Source organism: Collimonas silvisoli, assembly GCF_018305005.1.
Classification (GTDB): Bacteria; Pseudomonadota; Gammaproteobacteria; order Burkholderiales; family Burkholderiaceae_D; genus Collimonas; species Collimonas silvisoli.
On the sequence record NZ_JAGQEG010000068.1, the window covers coordinates 15,812 to 31,593 of the forward strand.

General features: G+C 57.4%; 14 protein-coding genes. 4 read left to right on the plus strand and 10 right to left on the minus strand.

The annotated features are described in order from the left end of the window. Window positions 1-247: 247 nt before the first annotated feature. Both KHU33_RS17755 and KHU33_RS17760 read right to left on the minus strand, forming a co-directional pair. Window positions 248-2,233, minus strand: a complete 1,986-nt coding sequence (locus KHU33_RS17755; protein ID WP_211465317.1) for a hypothetical protein — start codon at window positions 2,231-2,233, stop codon at window positions 248-250. After that, window positions 2,214-2,528 carry a hypothetical protein gene (locus tag KHU33_RS17760; protein WP_211465319.1) on the minus strand — a complete coding sequence of 105 codons (315 nt, stop codon included), beginning with the start codon at window positions 2,526-2,528 and terminating at the stop codon, window positions 2,214-2,216. Before KHU33_RS17760 ends, KHU33_RS17755 begins: the two co-directional genes overlap by 20 nt. Window positions 2,529-2,594: 66 nt before the next feature. On the opposite strand from KHU33_RS17760, the gene KHU33_RS17765 reads away from it, so the two are divergent. From KHU33_RS17765 to KHU33_RS17775, 3 genes are all read left to right on the plus strand, one after another. Next, window positions 2,595-3,683: a fatty acid desaturase gene (locus tag KHU33_RS17765; RefSeq protein WP_230414357.1), complete on the plus strand. Its 1,089-nt coding sequence runs from the start codon at window positions 2,595-2,597 to the stop codon at window positions 3,681-3,683. Window positions 3,684-3,801: 118 nt separating this feature from the next. Further along, a complete protein-coding gene (gene fnr, locus KHU33_RS17770; RefSeq protein WP_211465321.1) occupies window positions 3,802-4,554 on the plus strand; it encodes a fumarate/nitrate reduction transcriptional regulator Fnr in 753 nt (250 codons plus the stop codon). 484 nt (window positions 4,555-5,038) lie between these two features. Beyond that, the gene (locus KHU33_RS17775) at window positions 5,039-6,481 is read left to right on the plus strand and encodes a sensor histidine kinase (protein WP_230414358.1); all 1,443 of its coding nucleotides are present in this window, start codon (window positions 5,039-5,041) and stop codon (window positions 6,479-6,481) included. Window positions 6,482-6,513: 32 nt separating this feature from the next. Here the strand turns inward: KHU33_RS17775 and KHU33_RS17780 are convergent, their stop codons facing one another. From KHU33_RS17780 to cyoA, 8 genes are all read right to left on the minus strand, one after another. Beyond that, window positions 6,514-7,011, minus strand: coding sequence for an acyl-CoA thioesterase (locus KHU33_RS17780; RefSeq protein WP_211465325.1), 498 nt, complete (start codon window positions 7,009-7,011; stop codon window positions 6,514-6,516). 170 nt (window positions 7,012-7,181) lie between these two features. Beyond that, window positions 7,182-7,718 (minus strand): response regulator transcription factor, encoded by a 537-nt coding sequence (locus KHU33_RS17785; protein ID WP_211465326.1) that lies wholly within the window; start codon window positions 7,716-7,718, stop codon window positions 7,182-7,184. Beyond that, a complete protein-coding gene (locus tag KHU33_RS17790; RefSeq protein WP_211465333.1) occupies window positions 7,708-9,057 on the minus strand; it encodes an ATP-binding protein in 1,350 nt (449 codons plus the stop codon). Before KHU33_RS17790 ends, KHU33_RS17785 begins: the two co-directional genes overlap by 11 nt. Continuing rightward, complete coding sequence (locus KHU33_RS17795) at window positions 9,047-9,898, minus strand: SURF1 family protein (protein ID WP_211465335.1); 852 nt, start codon at window positions 9,896-9,898, stop codon at window positions 9,047-9,049. Before KHU33_RS17795 ends, KHU33_RS17790 begins: the two co-directional genes overlap by 11 nt. After that, window positions 9,895-10,398 (minus strand): cytochrome o ubiquinol oxidase subunit IV, encoded by a 504-nt coding sequence (cyoD, locus tag KHU33_RS17800; RefSeq protein WP_211465337.1) that lies wholly within the window; start codon window positions 10,396-10,398, stop codon window positions 9,895-9,897. The genes KHU33_RS17795 and cyoD overlap by 4 nt, the downstream gene beginning before the upstream one ends. Then, entirely contained in the window at window positions 10,395-11,030 is a 636-nt protein-coding gene (cyoC, locus tag KHU33_RS17805; RefSeq protein WP_211465338.1) for a cytochrome o ubiquinol oxidase subunit III, read from the minus strand. The genes cyoD and cyoC overlap by 4 nt, the downstream gene beginning before the upstream one ends. Further along, window positions 11,023-13,026, minus strand: a complete 2,004-nt coding sequence (gene cyoB / locus KHU33_RS17810; RefSeq protein WP_211465345.1) for a cytochrome o ubiquinol oxidase subunit I — start codon at window positions 13,024-13,026, stop codon at window positions 11,023-11,025. The genes cyoC and cyoB overlap by 8 nt, the downstream gene beginning before the upstream one ends. A gap of 90 nt (window positions 13,027-13,116) precedes the next feature. Next, window positions 13,117-14,097, minus strand: coding sequence for a ubiquinol oxidase subunit II (cyoA, locus tag KHU33_RS17815; RefSeq protein ID WP_230414359.1), 981 nt, complete (start codon window positions 14,095-14,097; stop codon window positions 13,117-13,119). Between the two features lie 165 nt (window positions 14,098-14,262). On the opposite strand from cyoA, the gene KHU33_RS17820 reads away from it, so the two are divergent. Next, a complete protein-coding gene (locus KHU33_RS17820; RefSeq protein WP_211465352.1) occupies window positions 14,263-15,612 on the plus strand; it encodes an MFS transporter in 1,350 nt (449 codons plus the stop codon). The last annotated feature ends 170 nt before the right edge of the window (window positions 15,613-15,782 follow it).

A 15,782-nucleotide genomic window follows, 5' to 3' on the forward strand; every position in this document is an offset into this window, starting at 1 on the left:
CACATATTTCCAATTGGAAATTTTAATCAATACGGAAAACGGGAGTCATCGGGAAATCGTGATTTCTATGTAAGCAAGAAGGAAGCTGGCATCAGAAATTCCTTACTTGGCCATCCTCAAGAGCTGCGGAATCAACCATTTGCGAGGCGGGATTTGTCGCCTGAAGGCCCGCTTCGGAGATGGCCAGACAAATAAAAAAACGGCTCCACGAATGGAGCCGCCGATAATGTTAACTACGAAACAGGCTTCAGGGCTCGATGCGGCTGATACGGGTTGCCCAATTAGTCAGGGCGACGCGGCTTCCATTGCAGCTGAACAGCGCGGCAGGATCGGTGTATTGCGCCAGCGTGCAGGCATGCGCAATGTATTCGTTAGCCAGCCAGATATCGTTGCCGTCAACCGCCGCCGCGCCATAATCGCCCCAGCGGCTGCGCGGCGTCCCAAAGGCGTTATACGAGCCGAACTCGTCGTCAGGCCCGAGTCCGTTTGCGATGACCTTGACCAACTCACCCCGATGACCCCGGTCGCGGTTGAAATGAATATAGCCCGCACTCGGATAGTGATCCGCGCCAACCAAGGTAAAGCCGATCACGCCTTTGCCGTTAGGCAGTGCAGCGATTGCCGGCCGCGTAACGCTGTTGCCGGCAATCGCTATTTGGCCTTGCTTGATTACCGACGCGCTAGTGAGATTGGACGAAACAGAAGGGTTCAGCACGTAGTAGGCAATCCCCGTCTGTTCCTGGCCGGCGACATTGACCACGGTGTCGAGTGCGCCGTATAAGCGGTCGCCGGTGAAAAACACCTGTTGCATGCGCGAATCGTTGGGATCGATCGCCACCAGGGTTTCCGCGACTGCCGGCTGGACTGCGGTCAGATAGTTCCAGCATCCAACGCCGGCAGGCGTCACCAGGCTGCGATCGTTCAGGCAATCTCTCAGGGGCGCACTGCCCGGTTTCTGCGGGATTGCAGGCGGCACGCCATAACTATCGACGTTGACGACGTTATGCAAAAGTGTCAGCGCAGGAGTGGCGTCATCCAGAGATTCGGTATTGCCAACTGCCCACACCCGCAGACGGTTATCGTTGCCTGTATTGGAAAACACGGCGACTGAACTCAAGAGATATTCGGTGCCGTGGTTGCCCCGTTCAAAATCGCCGGCTGGGGACACCGCCGGCCACACCGTGAACCCCGGATTGCCGTCGAGCAGATAATCGGCAGTGTCCAGCTGCACTACTTGAATCGAGGCAGTGCCGCTGATCAGCGCTTTTTTCGATATGGCATATATTTGCGCGCTGTTGAATCCGCCGGAAAATGGAAATTCGTTGGTGGTCAGGTAAATGCCATGGGCGTCGGCGCCGATGTGCGGATAATCGCCCAGGCAAGGGCAGTTTGGATGCCGCGGCGAGCCCTGTGTGCCGTCATCCTGCACGGCAATCTTGTACACGGTCCAGCTGCCGAGTGGATCGGCGGACGAGCTGACCGCGAGATCGAGATGATTGCTGCCGGTTTGCGCGCCGGTCGCAGGATCGGTGTCCAGCGTCAGAACCAGATGAAACCAGCGTCTTGCGTCCGGATCGAAATAACAGGCCGGGTCGGTAATCGATGGCCCAAAAACGCGCGGCTTGACCTGGCGGTTAATTGCCGGCGCATAGCCATAAAATGTATTGAGCGCAATATCGCCGCTTAATGCCACGCCTTTACGGTTATAGATCTTCATGACGTCATTCAGCGATTCCATGACGTAACCGTTTCCCGCACAGAGCCCCTGATCGGGCGGTTCCATGGAAAACTGGTTGCTGTTGTTTGCCAGTCGCTGGTTGCGCGAATTTTCGCCGTCAAAACTGATTTGCACCCGGCGGTCCGGCACATCTTTGTCCAGCGCTTCGGCCCACTCCCCCTTGCCCTGTGCCTTGGCAATACTGCGGTTTATCTTGAACTTTGCCACGCGCGCCAGCACGTTGGCGGTGCTTTGCGTTGCGCTTTTACCGGCGGCGCCTGCGGTACCCGCAGCAGTGGGGCCATCGGCAAGATTAGGGACGTTCGAAAATACCGGCGATGTTTCGGGCGACGACAAGCCATCGACGCCGATGGTGGTGGCTGGAATCCTGACTGTGCCGCTGCTGGATATTTGCCTGGTGACTGTGGCGGCCAGGGCCGGGCTGAATGTTACGGAACTGATAGAAAAACAGGCGAAGCTGAGAATTAACGCAAATCTACTCAAATTCCGATTCATTTTCTTCTCCAAAAACCATCATTTTTGAGCCCTTTTCAGGGGGAAAGAAAAAACCTTGCTTTGCAGACCGAAATGCTGCAGCCAAAAGATGATTCCCGTCGGAAAATCCTATGGCCGTACTTTGCTGGGTTAAATCAAGACCCACTTGGTCTGGGGAAGACCAGCGTTGAATCATGAAGGGCAAAAATTGCCGTGCGGAAATTATATATATTTTTCTTTGCGACGCAGCATATATTTCTGACATGTCAAAAATTAAGAACGACCCGCAATCCCGCAAATCTTTGATCGAAGTCAACGTCCGGCTGTTTTAAATCGCCTAACATCAGCCGGCGTTTCATTTCTTCGTCAAAGGTTTTTTCAAATGTCCCTCCCCCATTTGCCCAACCCGGTGTCGCCGTCGGTAGCGATGCCGCATCGCAAAGTCATCCGTTCCTGGCTGCTGCCGATCGGGCAACGCAGCACCAGCCGCGCAGTGGCTCTGGTTCTGCTCGATCTGCTTCTGTTTGGCCTGGCCATCGTCGCCACTGTCTGCCTGCGGCAAGTCGCGGCAAAATTGTTGTTCGGTGCTGTCGCCGGTTTCATCATCGGCCGCCTGTTCATTCTCGGCCACGACGCCTGCCATCAAAGCTTCACCCCGCACCGGCGTCTCAACCGCTGGCTCGGCCGCCTGGTTTTCCTGCCTTCGCTGACGCCTTACAGCCTGTGGGATGTCGGCCATAACGTGGTGCATCACGGTTATACCAATTTGAAAGGTTTCGACTTTGTCTGGCATCCCTTGTCGCTGGAAGAATTTCAGGCCCTGCCGCGCTGGCGTCAATGGCTGGAACGGATCTATCGCAGCGGCTGGGGGCCGTGGTTGTACTACCTGGTCGAGATGTGGTGGCAGCGCATGTATTTTCCGAGCCGGCGGCACATGCCGACGCGGCGGCCGGTATTTATCTGGGACGGGATACTGGTGACGGCGGCGGCCATGGTCTGGATCGCGGCGCTGGCGGCGGCCGCACTGGCGACCGGCCAAGCGATCTGGCTGACGCTGGCGGCGGGTTTTGTACTGCCTTTCCTGTTCTGGAATGCGATGATCGGTTTTGTAGTCTACGTTCATCACACGCATACCGGGGTCGCCTGGTACGACCGGAAAAGCGTGTGGGCGGCGGCGCAGCCTTTCGTTTCGACCACCGTGCACCTGACCTTTCGCTACCGCATCGGCACGCTCTTGCATCACATCATGGAGCACACTGCGCATCACGTTGACATGAGCATCCCGCTGTATCGCCTGCAAGAGGCGCAGCAGATTCTGGAAACCATGCTGCCGCTGCGCATCGTGATCCAGAAATTCTCTTGGCGCTGGTATTTCGATACGGCGCGGCGTTGCAAGCTGTACGATTTCCGGTGCCGTTGCTGGACCGATTTTTCGGGGATGCCGACCAGTCAGGCCGTGATCGTCGCCTGAGAAAAAGATTGTAGCCGGCCGGCTTTGGGCCGGCTGCGCGCCGTTCTGCGGCGCATGACGGTGAGGTAAAATAGCCGGTCGCGGATTTGCAACGCCGCGCCCACTATCGAACCACGCCATGAATCAAGTCACTGCCCGTGCAGCACCACTGCTGGATGTCACCGCCCTGCGCAGCAGCTGCTTGTCTTGCAGCATGCACCAGCTTTGCCTGCCGATGGGTCTGGATGAGTCCGACATGCAGCGGCTGGACGGCATCATCGGCCGCCGCCGTGTGCCGCGCGATGGCGTCCTGTACCGGATCGGCGATAAATTCACGGCCCTCTACGCAGTGCGGGTCGGCCAATTCAAGACTTACCAGGCCAATCCCGACGGCGCCGAGCAAATCACCGGTTTTCAAATGAGCGGCGAACTGCTGGGCATGGATGCGATCAGCACCGACATGCATCAATGCGATGCAATGGCTCTGGAAGATAGCGAAGTCTGCGAAATCCCGTTTGCCCGCCTGGAAGAATTATTCAGCGACATTCCCGCCTTGTTGCGTCATTTCCATCGCATCATGAGCAAGGAAATCACCCGTGAGCAAAGCGTCATTCTGTTGCTAGGAAATATGCGCGCCGAACAGCGCTTTGCGGCTTTTCTGGTGAATCTGTCGTCGCGCTATGCAGCGCGTGGCTATTCGTCCACCAATTTTCAGTTGCGCATGACACGCGAAGACATCGGCAACTATCTCGGCCTGACCATAGAAAGCATCAGCCGCCTGCTGTCCAGGCTGAAGAAGGACGGTCTGCTTGCAGTCAGCAACCGCAACCTGGAATTGCTGGACCTGCCGGCCTTGAAAGCGCTGGCGGCAGGCAACGATGCCTGCGGCTGACTAGCGCCTCTCTAAATGGTTTTCGAATAACGCAACTGCGGCACTAGATGAACTGCCTTCGCAGCAGTTTTTTCGCGGATCGCGGTCGGAGGCGTTCCAGACGCCGCGTTACGTAAGCAATTCAAAGGTTTGCCTTTGAATATAGCCGGTCCGCCCGCGGTCTGAGTCATCGTGATTAGCACGCGATCGGCACGTAATTTTCTGTATTGTTTTTTTCTCCGACAGGGCTCGGCGCCAGTGTACGCGTGGCAGCTAATCGAGGGCGTTCAGAATCGGTGGTTATAATCCACCGGTAAAACGCCATTCGTGACATTTGAATGATATATTTCCCCACTGCAACTTATTGCAACGTATTGTACGAATCAGAAATAGCGTAGTTTGCGCAGATCTATCCCGGCCAGACTTGATGCAGCGTTACGAGTTATATAATGAGCAACCTCCTCACGTGGATACCCATCCTTAAACATCGCCAATGTACTCAATATTGCCCGCCTTAGTCGCGTCCGTATTTCTGGGTTATGGCTTGTACGTGGTCTGCACGCAAGGCTTTACCCGTATCGGCGTCAGTTTTTCCGCGTTGTGCATCACTTCTGCGTTTTGGCAGGGTACCTGGGCTGTGTTATTTCAGGTTCATACGCCGGGCCTGGCGATGTTCCTGATCAAATTCGGCTATCTGCTGATCCTGTTTTTACCGACCAGCTTGTACCATTTCCTGACCGAAGTTTCGGATCGTCCGGGGGAGCGCCATCTGGTCTACCTGTCGTATGGAATAGCCTCGATCCTGGCGGTTTTTCTGCTTGGCAGCGACCTCTTCGTTGCCGGCTTCTATGAATATTTCTGGGGCTACTATCCTAAAGCAGGGCTGCTCCATCCGATTCATGTGCTGCAAACGGTGGTGGTGGTAAATCGCGGTCTCTACATCACTTTTCTTCAGCAACGACACGCGCCGCCCAATAAACGCGTCAGGCTGCGCTTGTGCATCGCCGGCATACTCACTTATTTTTTTGCGGCGGTCGATTACCTGTGCAATTACGGTTTCGAGTTCTATCCGCCGGGTGTCCTGTTCATCGCCGTCAGCCTTGGCATCTTCACCGTCGCAATTGTGAAGTACGGCTTGTTCAACCCGATGGCGATTGCCGCCAGCGTTGCTCACGAGATGCGCACGCCGCTGCTCTCTATCCGCAACCAGGCGCAGGGCATCAGTAAATACATACCGACACTTCTGCATAGCTATGAGCTGGCAGTTGCGAACCATCTTTGCGAATCCTCTCTGCCGCCGTTCGCGGTGAGCTATCTCGCCACCATAGGAAAGACGCTGACCCATGAAGTGGACCGCACCAGCGCGGTGCTGGACATGATGCTGGCGTCCATCAGAATGGATCAAATCGACAAAGCCAGCTTTGCCCGGCACGCCATAGGACACTGCCTGACCGAGGCAATCGATCGTTACACCTATGACCGCGAGGAAAGGGAGCACATCGTTGTTAGCGTTACCGAGGAGTTTCGATTCTACGGTTCGGATACGCTCTTGATATTGGTATTTTTCAATTTGCTGAAAAATGCGCTGTACGCAATCAAGGTTGCCGGCAAGGGTGAGATCCACATATCGACGGCGCGCGGCAAGAGCGTCAATCGCCTGTACTTTCGCGATACGGGAACCGGGATTGCAGGAGATGCGCTGCCGAATATTTTCGACGGCTTTTTTACGACTAAAGAAAGCGGCGGCACCGGTGTCGGGCTCACCTTTTGCCATCGGGTGATGTCGTCTTTCGGCGGCCGCATCCTGTGCGATTCCGTGGCCGGGCAATATACGACATTTACTTTGGAATTCCCGGTGGTGAAAAACACATCGGGCGAGATGCCTGCGGAATCGGAACTGCGCCGGACGGAGAAAGACACTGCTATCCCTCCTCCGCCTGGCGTCTAGCTTAGGGGCCAGCCAGACAAGCTGCTACTCCCTTATTCCGCTTTATCGATTTCATATTCCCGGATTTTTTCGAGAATGTGTTCAGGCAAACGCGAGATTTTTTTTTCCTTGTTGGCGAAAACTATTTGTTGATGACCGGTCGCGACCAGTTTGCCATCCACCAGAAATCGAAACGACAAGGAAAACGAGCATTGCTTGATGGCGAAAGTATTCACCTCGCACTCAATCTTCTGGAACGCAAATGTCTCGCATACATACTGCTGTTGCGCCTCCTTGGTAATGAAGACCCCGAGCGATTGCAGCATGTCGGCGGAAATGCACTCGAAAAACCAACGTTCGCGGCAGATCCCTTGCCACTCGAAATGCCGCGCAAAATAAATATTTCCGGTGGCGTTCGAGTCTTTCAGGTAAACATCGATCGAATGGCGGAACGTTTTGGCTTGCCGTGGCCGTAAATAAACCAGCGGAAATGGGATAGCTTCTACTTCGTTTTCTTTGGTGACAGGATGCTGAGACAAGATAGCAGACATGATATGAGACTCCATAAGCAGATGGAAAATGGCTGAATTGATCAGCCGCTCTTGCCGCCTCGCCCGTTTCCGGTGCGAGGAAGCTGCTTATAGTGTTAATCATGTATCGCTACTTACAAGGCGGCTCCCGTATTGTGGTGGCTTATGCTAGGGTCTGTTATTCGCAGCGCTCATTTGATACGCTGTTTTTCGAGCTTGCGCGCCAGCGTGCGCCTGTGCATTCCCAGGCGCCGCGCGGTTTCCGAGATATTGAAGCCGGTCTCTACCAGCACTTCATGGATCCGCTCCCACTCCAAAGTCTTGATCGACGTCGAACGGGTGCTCAGCTCAATCTCGGCAACCCCGGCGACATGGCCGAAGGCGGCTTCGATATCGTCGGTATTGGACGGCTTGGCCAGATACTGGCAAGCGCCAAGCTTGATTGCCTCTACCGCCGTGTTGATGCTGGCGAAACCGGTCAGCACCACGATCAGCATGGCGGGATCATGCTTGTGCAGCATTTGCACGCAAGCCAGGCCGGAGCTATTGTCGCTCAGCTTGAGATCGACTACCGCATAACCCGGCGAATGCTGGCGCAGCAGCGCGGCGGCCTGCTCCAGGTTGGCCGCCAGCAGCACGGTATAGTCGCGGCGCTCGAACGAACGCCCGAGCGTGCGCGCGAAAGTGGCGTCGTCTTCAATGATCAGCAGCAGACGATCAGCCGCCATGTTGTGGCTCCTCTTCAAGGCTTATCGCGGCCAGCGGCAAGGTGAGCTGGACCAGCGCCCCGCCCTGCTCGCGATTGCGGGCGGTCACGGTGCCGCCCAGCTTGCGGGCGACATTGATGACAAAGAACAGCCCCAGGCCGCTGCCGGGCCGTCCCTTGCTCGACTGGTAAGGCTTGCCCAGCTGCGCCAGCATCGCCGGCGCAAAACCGGGGCCGCTGTCGGTCACCAGCAAGATCAGTGCATCGCCTTCCCGAATCGCTTCCAGACTCACCCATTGCGGCGAGGCTTCGAGCGCATTGTCGAGCACATTGCAGATCATTTGCTTGAGGGCGGAATCGAATGCCACAGGCATATCCTGCTCGATCCGGTTTTCATAGGCAAACGAAACAATCGGCCGGGTCGCGCACCACTCTTTGGCCAGGTCGTTCAAGAAAGTGCTGATGGTGGTCTTCACGGACGATTCGCCGCGCGCCTCGCCGGCTGACAGCAAGATGCCGCTGACAATGCTCTTGCAGCGCTGCAGCTGGGCCTGCATTTCGCTGATCTCTTCCAGCAGTTCGCTATTCTTGCTGAACTCGGGCATGCGCCGCCAGTCGCCCAGGATCACCGACAAGGTGGCCAACGGAGTGCCGAGTTCGTGGGCCGCGCCCGAAGCCAGCAGACCCATGCGCACGATATGGTCTTCCTCGGCCGCGCGCTGGCGCAAATCGGCCAGCTGGGCAGCGCCGGCTCGCAGATTGCGGCCGATGCGGGTGACGAAAAACACCAGCAAAGCGGCATTCAACGCAAAACAAATCAGCAAACCTTCCACGTACAAAGTGGAGACACCGGTGCCATGATCGACAGGCAGCGCCAACGGTTCGGAAAACAAGGACAAACCGGCCAGGCAAGCACTGGTGATGGCGACCATGGTCCAGGTCGACCAGGTTTCCAGCAGAACGGCGCTGAGAATCACTTGCAGCAGATAGAGAAATGCAAAAGGATTGGTGGTGCCGCCGCTCAGATACAGCTGGGCGGTCAGGATGCCGACGTCGACCAGCAGCGCCAGAAACAGCTCGCCGTTGGTCGCCATGCGCCGCTCATGCCAGCGCAGATGGCTGGCGATGTTGAACGCCACCAGGCATGCCAGCACTTTCAGCATATTCGGCAGCGGCAGCTGGATGCCGAAACCGAGGATCACGATAGCGATGGTGGTAATCTGCCCGACCACGGCAATCCAGCGCAGCTGAATCAGCTGCAGCATGTTCTTGTGGCCTGCGGCGTTTTCAACGTTGGCCGCCACGGTCCAGCGCTGTTTCAATTCGTCTGCATTTGCAAGAATATCAATTTTACTTGCCATCTTCACTTTCACGGTCGATATCATCGGTACTGGCGCCGGCATTGCGGCGCAAATTCCGCTCCTCGCGCCCCACCCAAAAGCAGGCGCCCGCCACCATCAAGGCAAGAGCATACCAAGTGAGAGCATAAACCAGATGATTATTGTGAAAGGCGATTACCGTCAAGCCGCCGACCGGACGCTTGCCGTCAGCTTGCTGGGCGGCAGAGGCTGGAGCGGCGTCGGCGTCGACGAAATAAGGCGCAACCCGGGACAAGCCGCGTGCCGCCGCAATGGCTTGCACATCGCGTGAATACCAGCGATTGGCGGCAGGATCGTTGTGCCGCAGAAAGCCGCCGCCGGGCTCGCTCATGCGCAACAGTCCGCTCACCGTAGCAAGCTCCGGCGCAGCGCTGTCAACGCTTTGGTACTGATCGCCGGCCTTGGCGGGATTGAAGCCGCGGTTGACCAGCACCACGCTGCCGTCGGCGGTAAGGAGCGGTGTCAGCAGCCAGAAGCCGCTGCCCAGTTCGGTCGAAGCCTGGACCTTGGCCGTGAGTGCATACAGGAATTTGCCGCTGAGGCGCACATGCCGGTATTCGTCGGCATCGGCATTGATCTGCCGCCAGCGCTCGGGGCCGGGCGCGGCGACGGCCGGCGCGTGTACTCTTTGCTCAACCCGTTCGATGAGATCGAGTTTCCATTGCAGACGCTTGAGCTGCCAGGTTCCTAATGCAACAAAACCGGCAAACGCCAACCCGGCGCAGATGGCCAGCACCAGCAGCACGGTTGTGGAGCGGGACCTGGGCGCAACCGATGCTGCGCCCTTGCCGTCCGTCACTGTGCCGCGTGGCGCCTGGTTCATTGCATATGTTGCATGTGTTGCATATTTTGCATATCGTTCATGCTGTGTGTTTTTGGCATGTTAGACATGTCGTGCATCGATTCCGGCACGGTTTCCTCAGACATCATGCCCGGCATCATGTTGTGATTCAGGTGATACATCACCCACAGCGAACCGCTCAGCATGATGAATACCAGCATCACCGTGAAGATCAGCGCCAGCATCGACCAGCCGCCTTCGGATTTGGTGTTCATGTGCAGGAAATACACCATATGCACGACGATCTGGACGGCGGCAAAGCCCAGCAAAACCATGCCGGTGGTGCTGGACTTGTCGAAGACCTTGCCCATTACCAGCCAGAACGGAATCGCTGTCAGGATCACTGCCAGCACGAAGCCGGTGGTATAGCTCTTGAGGCTGCCGTGGTCGGCATGCATGTGGCCGTGGCCGTCGTGGTGACTGTCGTGACCGTCATGGCCGTGGCCGGCATTGCGCGCCGGATGTTCTTGATGCCCGCTCATGGCAAGACTCCCATCAGATAGACAAAGGTGAAGACGCCGATCCAGACCACGTCCAGAAAGTGCCAGAACATGGACAGGCACATCAGGCGCCTGCCGTTTTCAGGGGTAAGGCCGTGGCGGTTGACCTGGAACATCAGCGTGATCAGCCAGACGATGCCGAAGCTGACGTGCAGGCCGTGGGTGGCCACCAGCGCGAAGAACGAAGTCAGGAAACCGCTGCGTTGCGGTCCTGCGCCTTCATGGATCAGGTGCGCGAATTCATACAGTTCGAAGCCGATAAAGCAGGCGCCCAGTACGCCGGTCACCGCCAGCCAGGCCAAAGTGCTGCCGGTGCGTTTGCGCTGCATCTCCAGCATCGCGAAACCGTAGGTGATCGACGACAGCAACAGCAGCGCCGTGTTGACGGCCACCAGCGGCAAGTCGAACAGTTCGGCGCCGGTCGGGCCGCCGGCGTAATTGCGGCCGAGTACGGCGTAGGTCGCGAACAGGCAGGCGAACACCAGGCAGTCGCTCATCAGGTACAGCCAGAAGCCGAGCAAAGTGCCGTTTTCTGGATGGTGCTCGCGCACGAAAAAGCGCGAGCTCGTATTCGCGCTCAAGGCGTCGACGGAAGTTTGTGTAATCTCAGACATGGCTGCCCAGCAAGCGTGTGCGTTCACCCTCGGTACGGACGACTTCGTCCGCCGAGATGTAGTAATCGCGGTTGTAATTGAAGGTGTGGATGATGATCGCTGCCAGCATCGCCGCAAAGCCGAGACCCGCCACCAGCCACATTTGCCAGATCAGGGCAAAACCCAGGACTGCGCTGAGCCCGGCAATGATGATGCCGGCGCTGGTGTTCTTCGGCATATGGATCGCCACAAAGCCATCCTGCGGCCGGGCGTAGCCTTCGCTCTTCATGTCGGTCCAGGCGTCGTTGTCATACACCTTCGGCGTGAACGCGAAGTTGTAGTCCGGCGGCGGCGACGAGGTCGACCACTCCAGGGTACGGCCGCCCCATGGATCGCCGGTCGTATCGCGCAGTGCGTCGCGGCGGCGATAGCTGACGATCAGCTGCACCACGAACGAGCCGATGCCGAGCGCGATCAATACCGCGCCGACCGCGGCGATCTGGAACCAGATCTGCAGCGATGGATCTTCGAAGTGGCCGAGACGGCGGGTCACGCCCATCAAGCCCAGCACGTAGAGCGGCATGAAGGCGACGTAGAAACCGATAGTCCAGAACCAGAAGCAGCACTTGCCCCAGAAATCATCCAGCTTGTAGCCGAAAGCTTTCGGGAACCAGTAGTTAATCCCTGCAAACATGCCAAACAGCACGCCGCCGATGATCACGTTATGGAAGTGGGCGATCAGGAACAAGCTGTTGTGCAAGACGAAATCGGCTGGCGGCACTGCCAGCAGCACACCGGTCATGCCGCCGATGACGAAGGTGATCATGAAACCGATAGTCCACAGCATCGGCAGTTCGAAACGGATGCGGCCACGATACATGGTGAACAGCCAGTTGAAAATCTTGGCGCCGGTCGGGATCGAGATGATCATCGTGGTAATGCCGAAGAAAGAATTGACGCTGGCGCCGGAACCCATGGTGAAGAAGTGATGCAGCCACACCAGATATGACAGGATGGTGATCACCACGGTGGCGTAAACCATCGAGGTATAGCCGAACAGGCGCTTGCTGCTGAAGGTGGAAACCACTTCAGAGAAGATGCCGAACGCAGGCAGAATCAGGATGTAGACTTCCGGATGGCCCCAGATCCAGATCAGGTTGACATACATCATGGCGTTGCCGCCCATGTCGTTGGTGAAGAAATTGGTGCCGACGATGCGGTCCAGCGACAACATGGCGAGCACGGCGGTCAGCACCGGGAATGCAGCTACGATCAGGACGTTGGTGCACAAGGCGGTCCAGGTGAATACCGGCATCTTCATCATGTTCATGCCTGGCGCGCGCATCTTGACGATGGTCGCAATCAGGTTGATGCCGGACAGTAGCGTCCCTACCCCGGCAATCTGCAAGGCCCAGATATAGTAATCGACCCCCACATCCGGGCTGGCAAGAATGCCTGACAGCGGCGGATAAGCCAGCCAGCCGGTACGCGCGAACTCGCCGACGAACAGCGACGCCATGACCAGGCCGCCGCCGAAAGTGGTCATCCAGAAGCTGAAGTTGTTCAGGAATGGGAATGCAACGTCGCGCGCACCGATCTGCAGCGGCACCACGTAGTTCATCAGGCCGGTAACCAGCGGCATGGCGACGAAGAAAATCATGATCACGCCGTGCGCGGTAAAGATCTGGTCGTAGTGATGCGGCGGCAGGAAGCCGGCCGAATCGCCGAAGGCGAAGGCCTGCTGGGCGCGCATCATCAAGGCGTCGGCGAAGCCGCGCAGCAGCATCACCAGGCCCAGCACGATGTACATGATGCCGATCTTCTTGTGATCGATACTGGTAAACCAGTCGCGCCACAAAGTGCCCCACAGGCGGAAATGGGTCAGCGCCCACAGCACGGCGACGCCGCCGATCGCCACCATGGCAAAGGTCGCCAGCAGGATCGGTTCGTGATAGGGAATCGCTTCCCAGGTGAGACGGCCGAAGATCAGCTTGGTCAGATCAATATGGTCTAGCATCGTTACTTTCCGGTGAAAAAGTGAAACGCGGCACATACGACAGCGCCGCTGCAGGCAGAACGGAGCGCCGCCGGCTCTTGTTGCAAACGTTTATTCATGGTGTTTGGCGGGTTCTTTAGCCAGTTCTTGAGCCGGCTCTTTGGCCTCGTGCGCGATATCCATGCTGTGGCCGCCGTCGGCAGCCATCATCTGGTCCATGCACATCTGGCCCGGCTCGACGCAGCGATTCAGGATAGCGTGATACAGGCTAGGGTCGACCGCGCCGTAGTAGCGTACCGGCTCCTTCTGGCTGGGCTTTTCCAGCTGCAGGTAGTCGGCACGGTCCAGTTTGCGGCTGGCGGCCTTGGTGGTTTGCACCCAGTGCTCGAAATTCTCCGCGGTCATGCCGTGGAATTTGAACTTCATGTCCGAAAATCCGGCGCCGCTGTAGTTGGCCGAGAAACCGTCGAACTCGCCCGGCCGGTTGATCACCGCATTCAAGGAAGTCTGCATGCCCGGCATGGCGTAGATCTGGCCGGCCAATGCCGGGATGAAGAACGAATTCATGATGGCCGATGAGGTAATCTTGAAACGGATCGGCACATCGACCGGCGCTGCCAGCTCATTGACGGTAGCAATCCCTTGTTCCGGATAGATGAACAGCCATTTCCAGTCCAGCGCCACCACTTCAACCGTCAGTGTCCTGGCGTCGGCCGGAATCGGACGATTCGCGTCCAGGCGCGACAGCGGCCGATATGGATCCAGGGTATGGGTGCTGATCCAGGTGATCAGGCCAAGAGCAATAATGATGAGCAGCGGCGCACCCCAGATCACCAGTTCGAGCTGAGTCGAGTGATCCCAATCCGGTTCGTAGCGTGCTGCGGTATTATTTTTGCGGTAGCGCCAGGCAAACCAGATGGTCAGAGCGATCACCGGCACGATGATCAGCAACATCAGAATGGTGGAAATAACGATGAGGCGGCCCTGCTGGGAAGCGATGTCGCCAGACGGATTCATCAGCACCGTATCGCAGCCAGCCAGCAAAATGAGGGGAAGAAGGAGCAGTCCGCGCCGCAATATGAGTGAAACCATGGAGGAAAAGTCCCGTCGAAACTATCAGATCGTGATAATGTACACTCACTGGTATGCGTTGGCGATTGGACGTTTTGTCCTACCCTGACCAGCAAGAGCGGAAAGGGTTCGACACGGCCAGTTGGCATGGCCATTAATAGAAACCCACTAAGAGACAAAATTATGATGACCAGCACTCATAGCCGCAATGGCGAACTCCCCGCCAATTTCTCGTCGCGTTCGGCCATTGGCGATGCGCGAAACGCCAAATCGGATCATTCAAAAATCGCCCCCGGCGAGATCGCTATCGGCGTAGTTATTGGCCGCGCGTCTGAATATTTCGACTTTTTCGTCTATGCCATGGCCTCGGTTCTGGTGTTCCCTTCGGTGTTTTTCCCATTCGAGCAGAGACTGGAAGGGACGCTTTATGCATTCATCATCTTTTCTTTTGCCTTTCTTGCAAGACCTTTCGGCACCGTGCTGTTCATGGCGATCCAGCAACGTTTCGGCCGCGAAGTCAAGTTGACGGCGGCACTCTTCATTCTAGGGATTTCCACGGCCGGGATAGCCTTTCTGCCAACATTTGAGCATCTGGGCTTTGCCGCAATCGTCTTGCTCTCGCTGTTGCGCATCGGCCAGGGCGTGGCACTGGGGGGCTCCTGGGACGGCCTGCCCTCGCTGCTGGCGCTGAATGCACCGCAGAACAAGCGCGGCTGGTACGCCATGCTGGGCCAACTGGGCGCTCCGGTGGGTTTCGTAATTGCCGGCGGCCTGTTCGCCTACCTGCTGTCGAACCTCACCACTGAAGACTTCCTTGACTGGGGCTGGCGTTATCCTTTCTACGTCGCCTTTGCGATTAACGTAGTGGCGTTGTTCGCCCGCTTGCGCCTGGTATCGACCCCGGAATACGCCCATCTGCTCGATGAGCGCGAACTGGAACCGACCAACGCCCTCGAAATGACCCGCTCGCAAGGGCGTAACGTCATCATCGGCGCCTTGGCTGCACTGGCCAGCTACGCCCTGTTCCACCTGGTCACCGTGTTCCCGCTGTCGTGGATCACCTTGTATTCGATGCGCTCGTTGAGTGATTTCCTGATCATCCAAGTCATCGGCGCCGGGCTCATGGCGCTCGGCGTAATCGCCTCCGGCCTGATTGCCGATCGTTTCGGCCGCCGCACCACCCTAGGCAGCTGCGCCGTACTGATCGCGGTGCTCAGCGCCTTTGTGCCGACCTTGATGAACGGCGGCGAGTTTGGACAGAACCTATTCATCCTGCTGGGTTTCAGCTTGCTTGGGCTGTCCTATGGCCAGGCAGCTGGCGCCGTCACCGCCAATTTCCCGGCAAAGTATCGCTATACCGGCGCCGCCCTTACCTCCGACCTGTCCTGGCTGGTCGGCGCGGGCTTTGCGCCGCTGGTGGCGCTCGGCCTTTCAGCCCATTTCGGCCTGGCCTATGTCAGCTTTTACCTGCTGTCTGGTGCGGCTTGCTCACTGGCTGCGCTCAGCCTCAATCGCGCTCTGGAGATCCGCGACTAAGCTGAGCCGGCCTTCCGGTTTCATGTACTCTTCAAACCAAAGCGGGTCAGATACCGTCTTGAATAGCAAGCCCGTTGGTTAAATAATTTGGATCGAAGGGCTTGCCAGTACGGAGCACTCCGTAAATAAGATGTGTCATTTTGTGCATGACGGCGCCGATCACCGCTTTT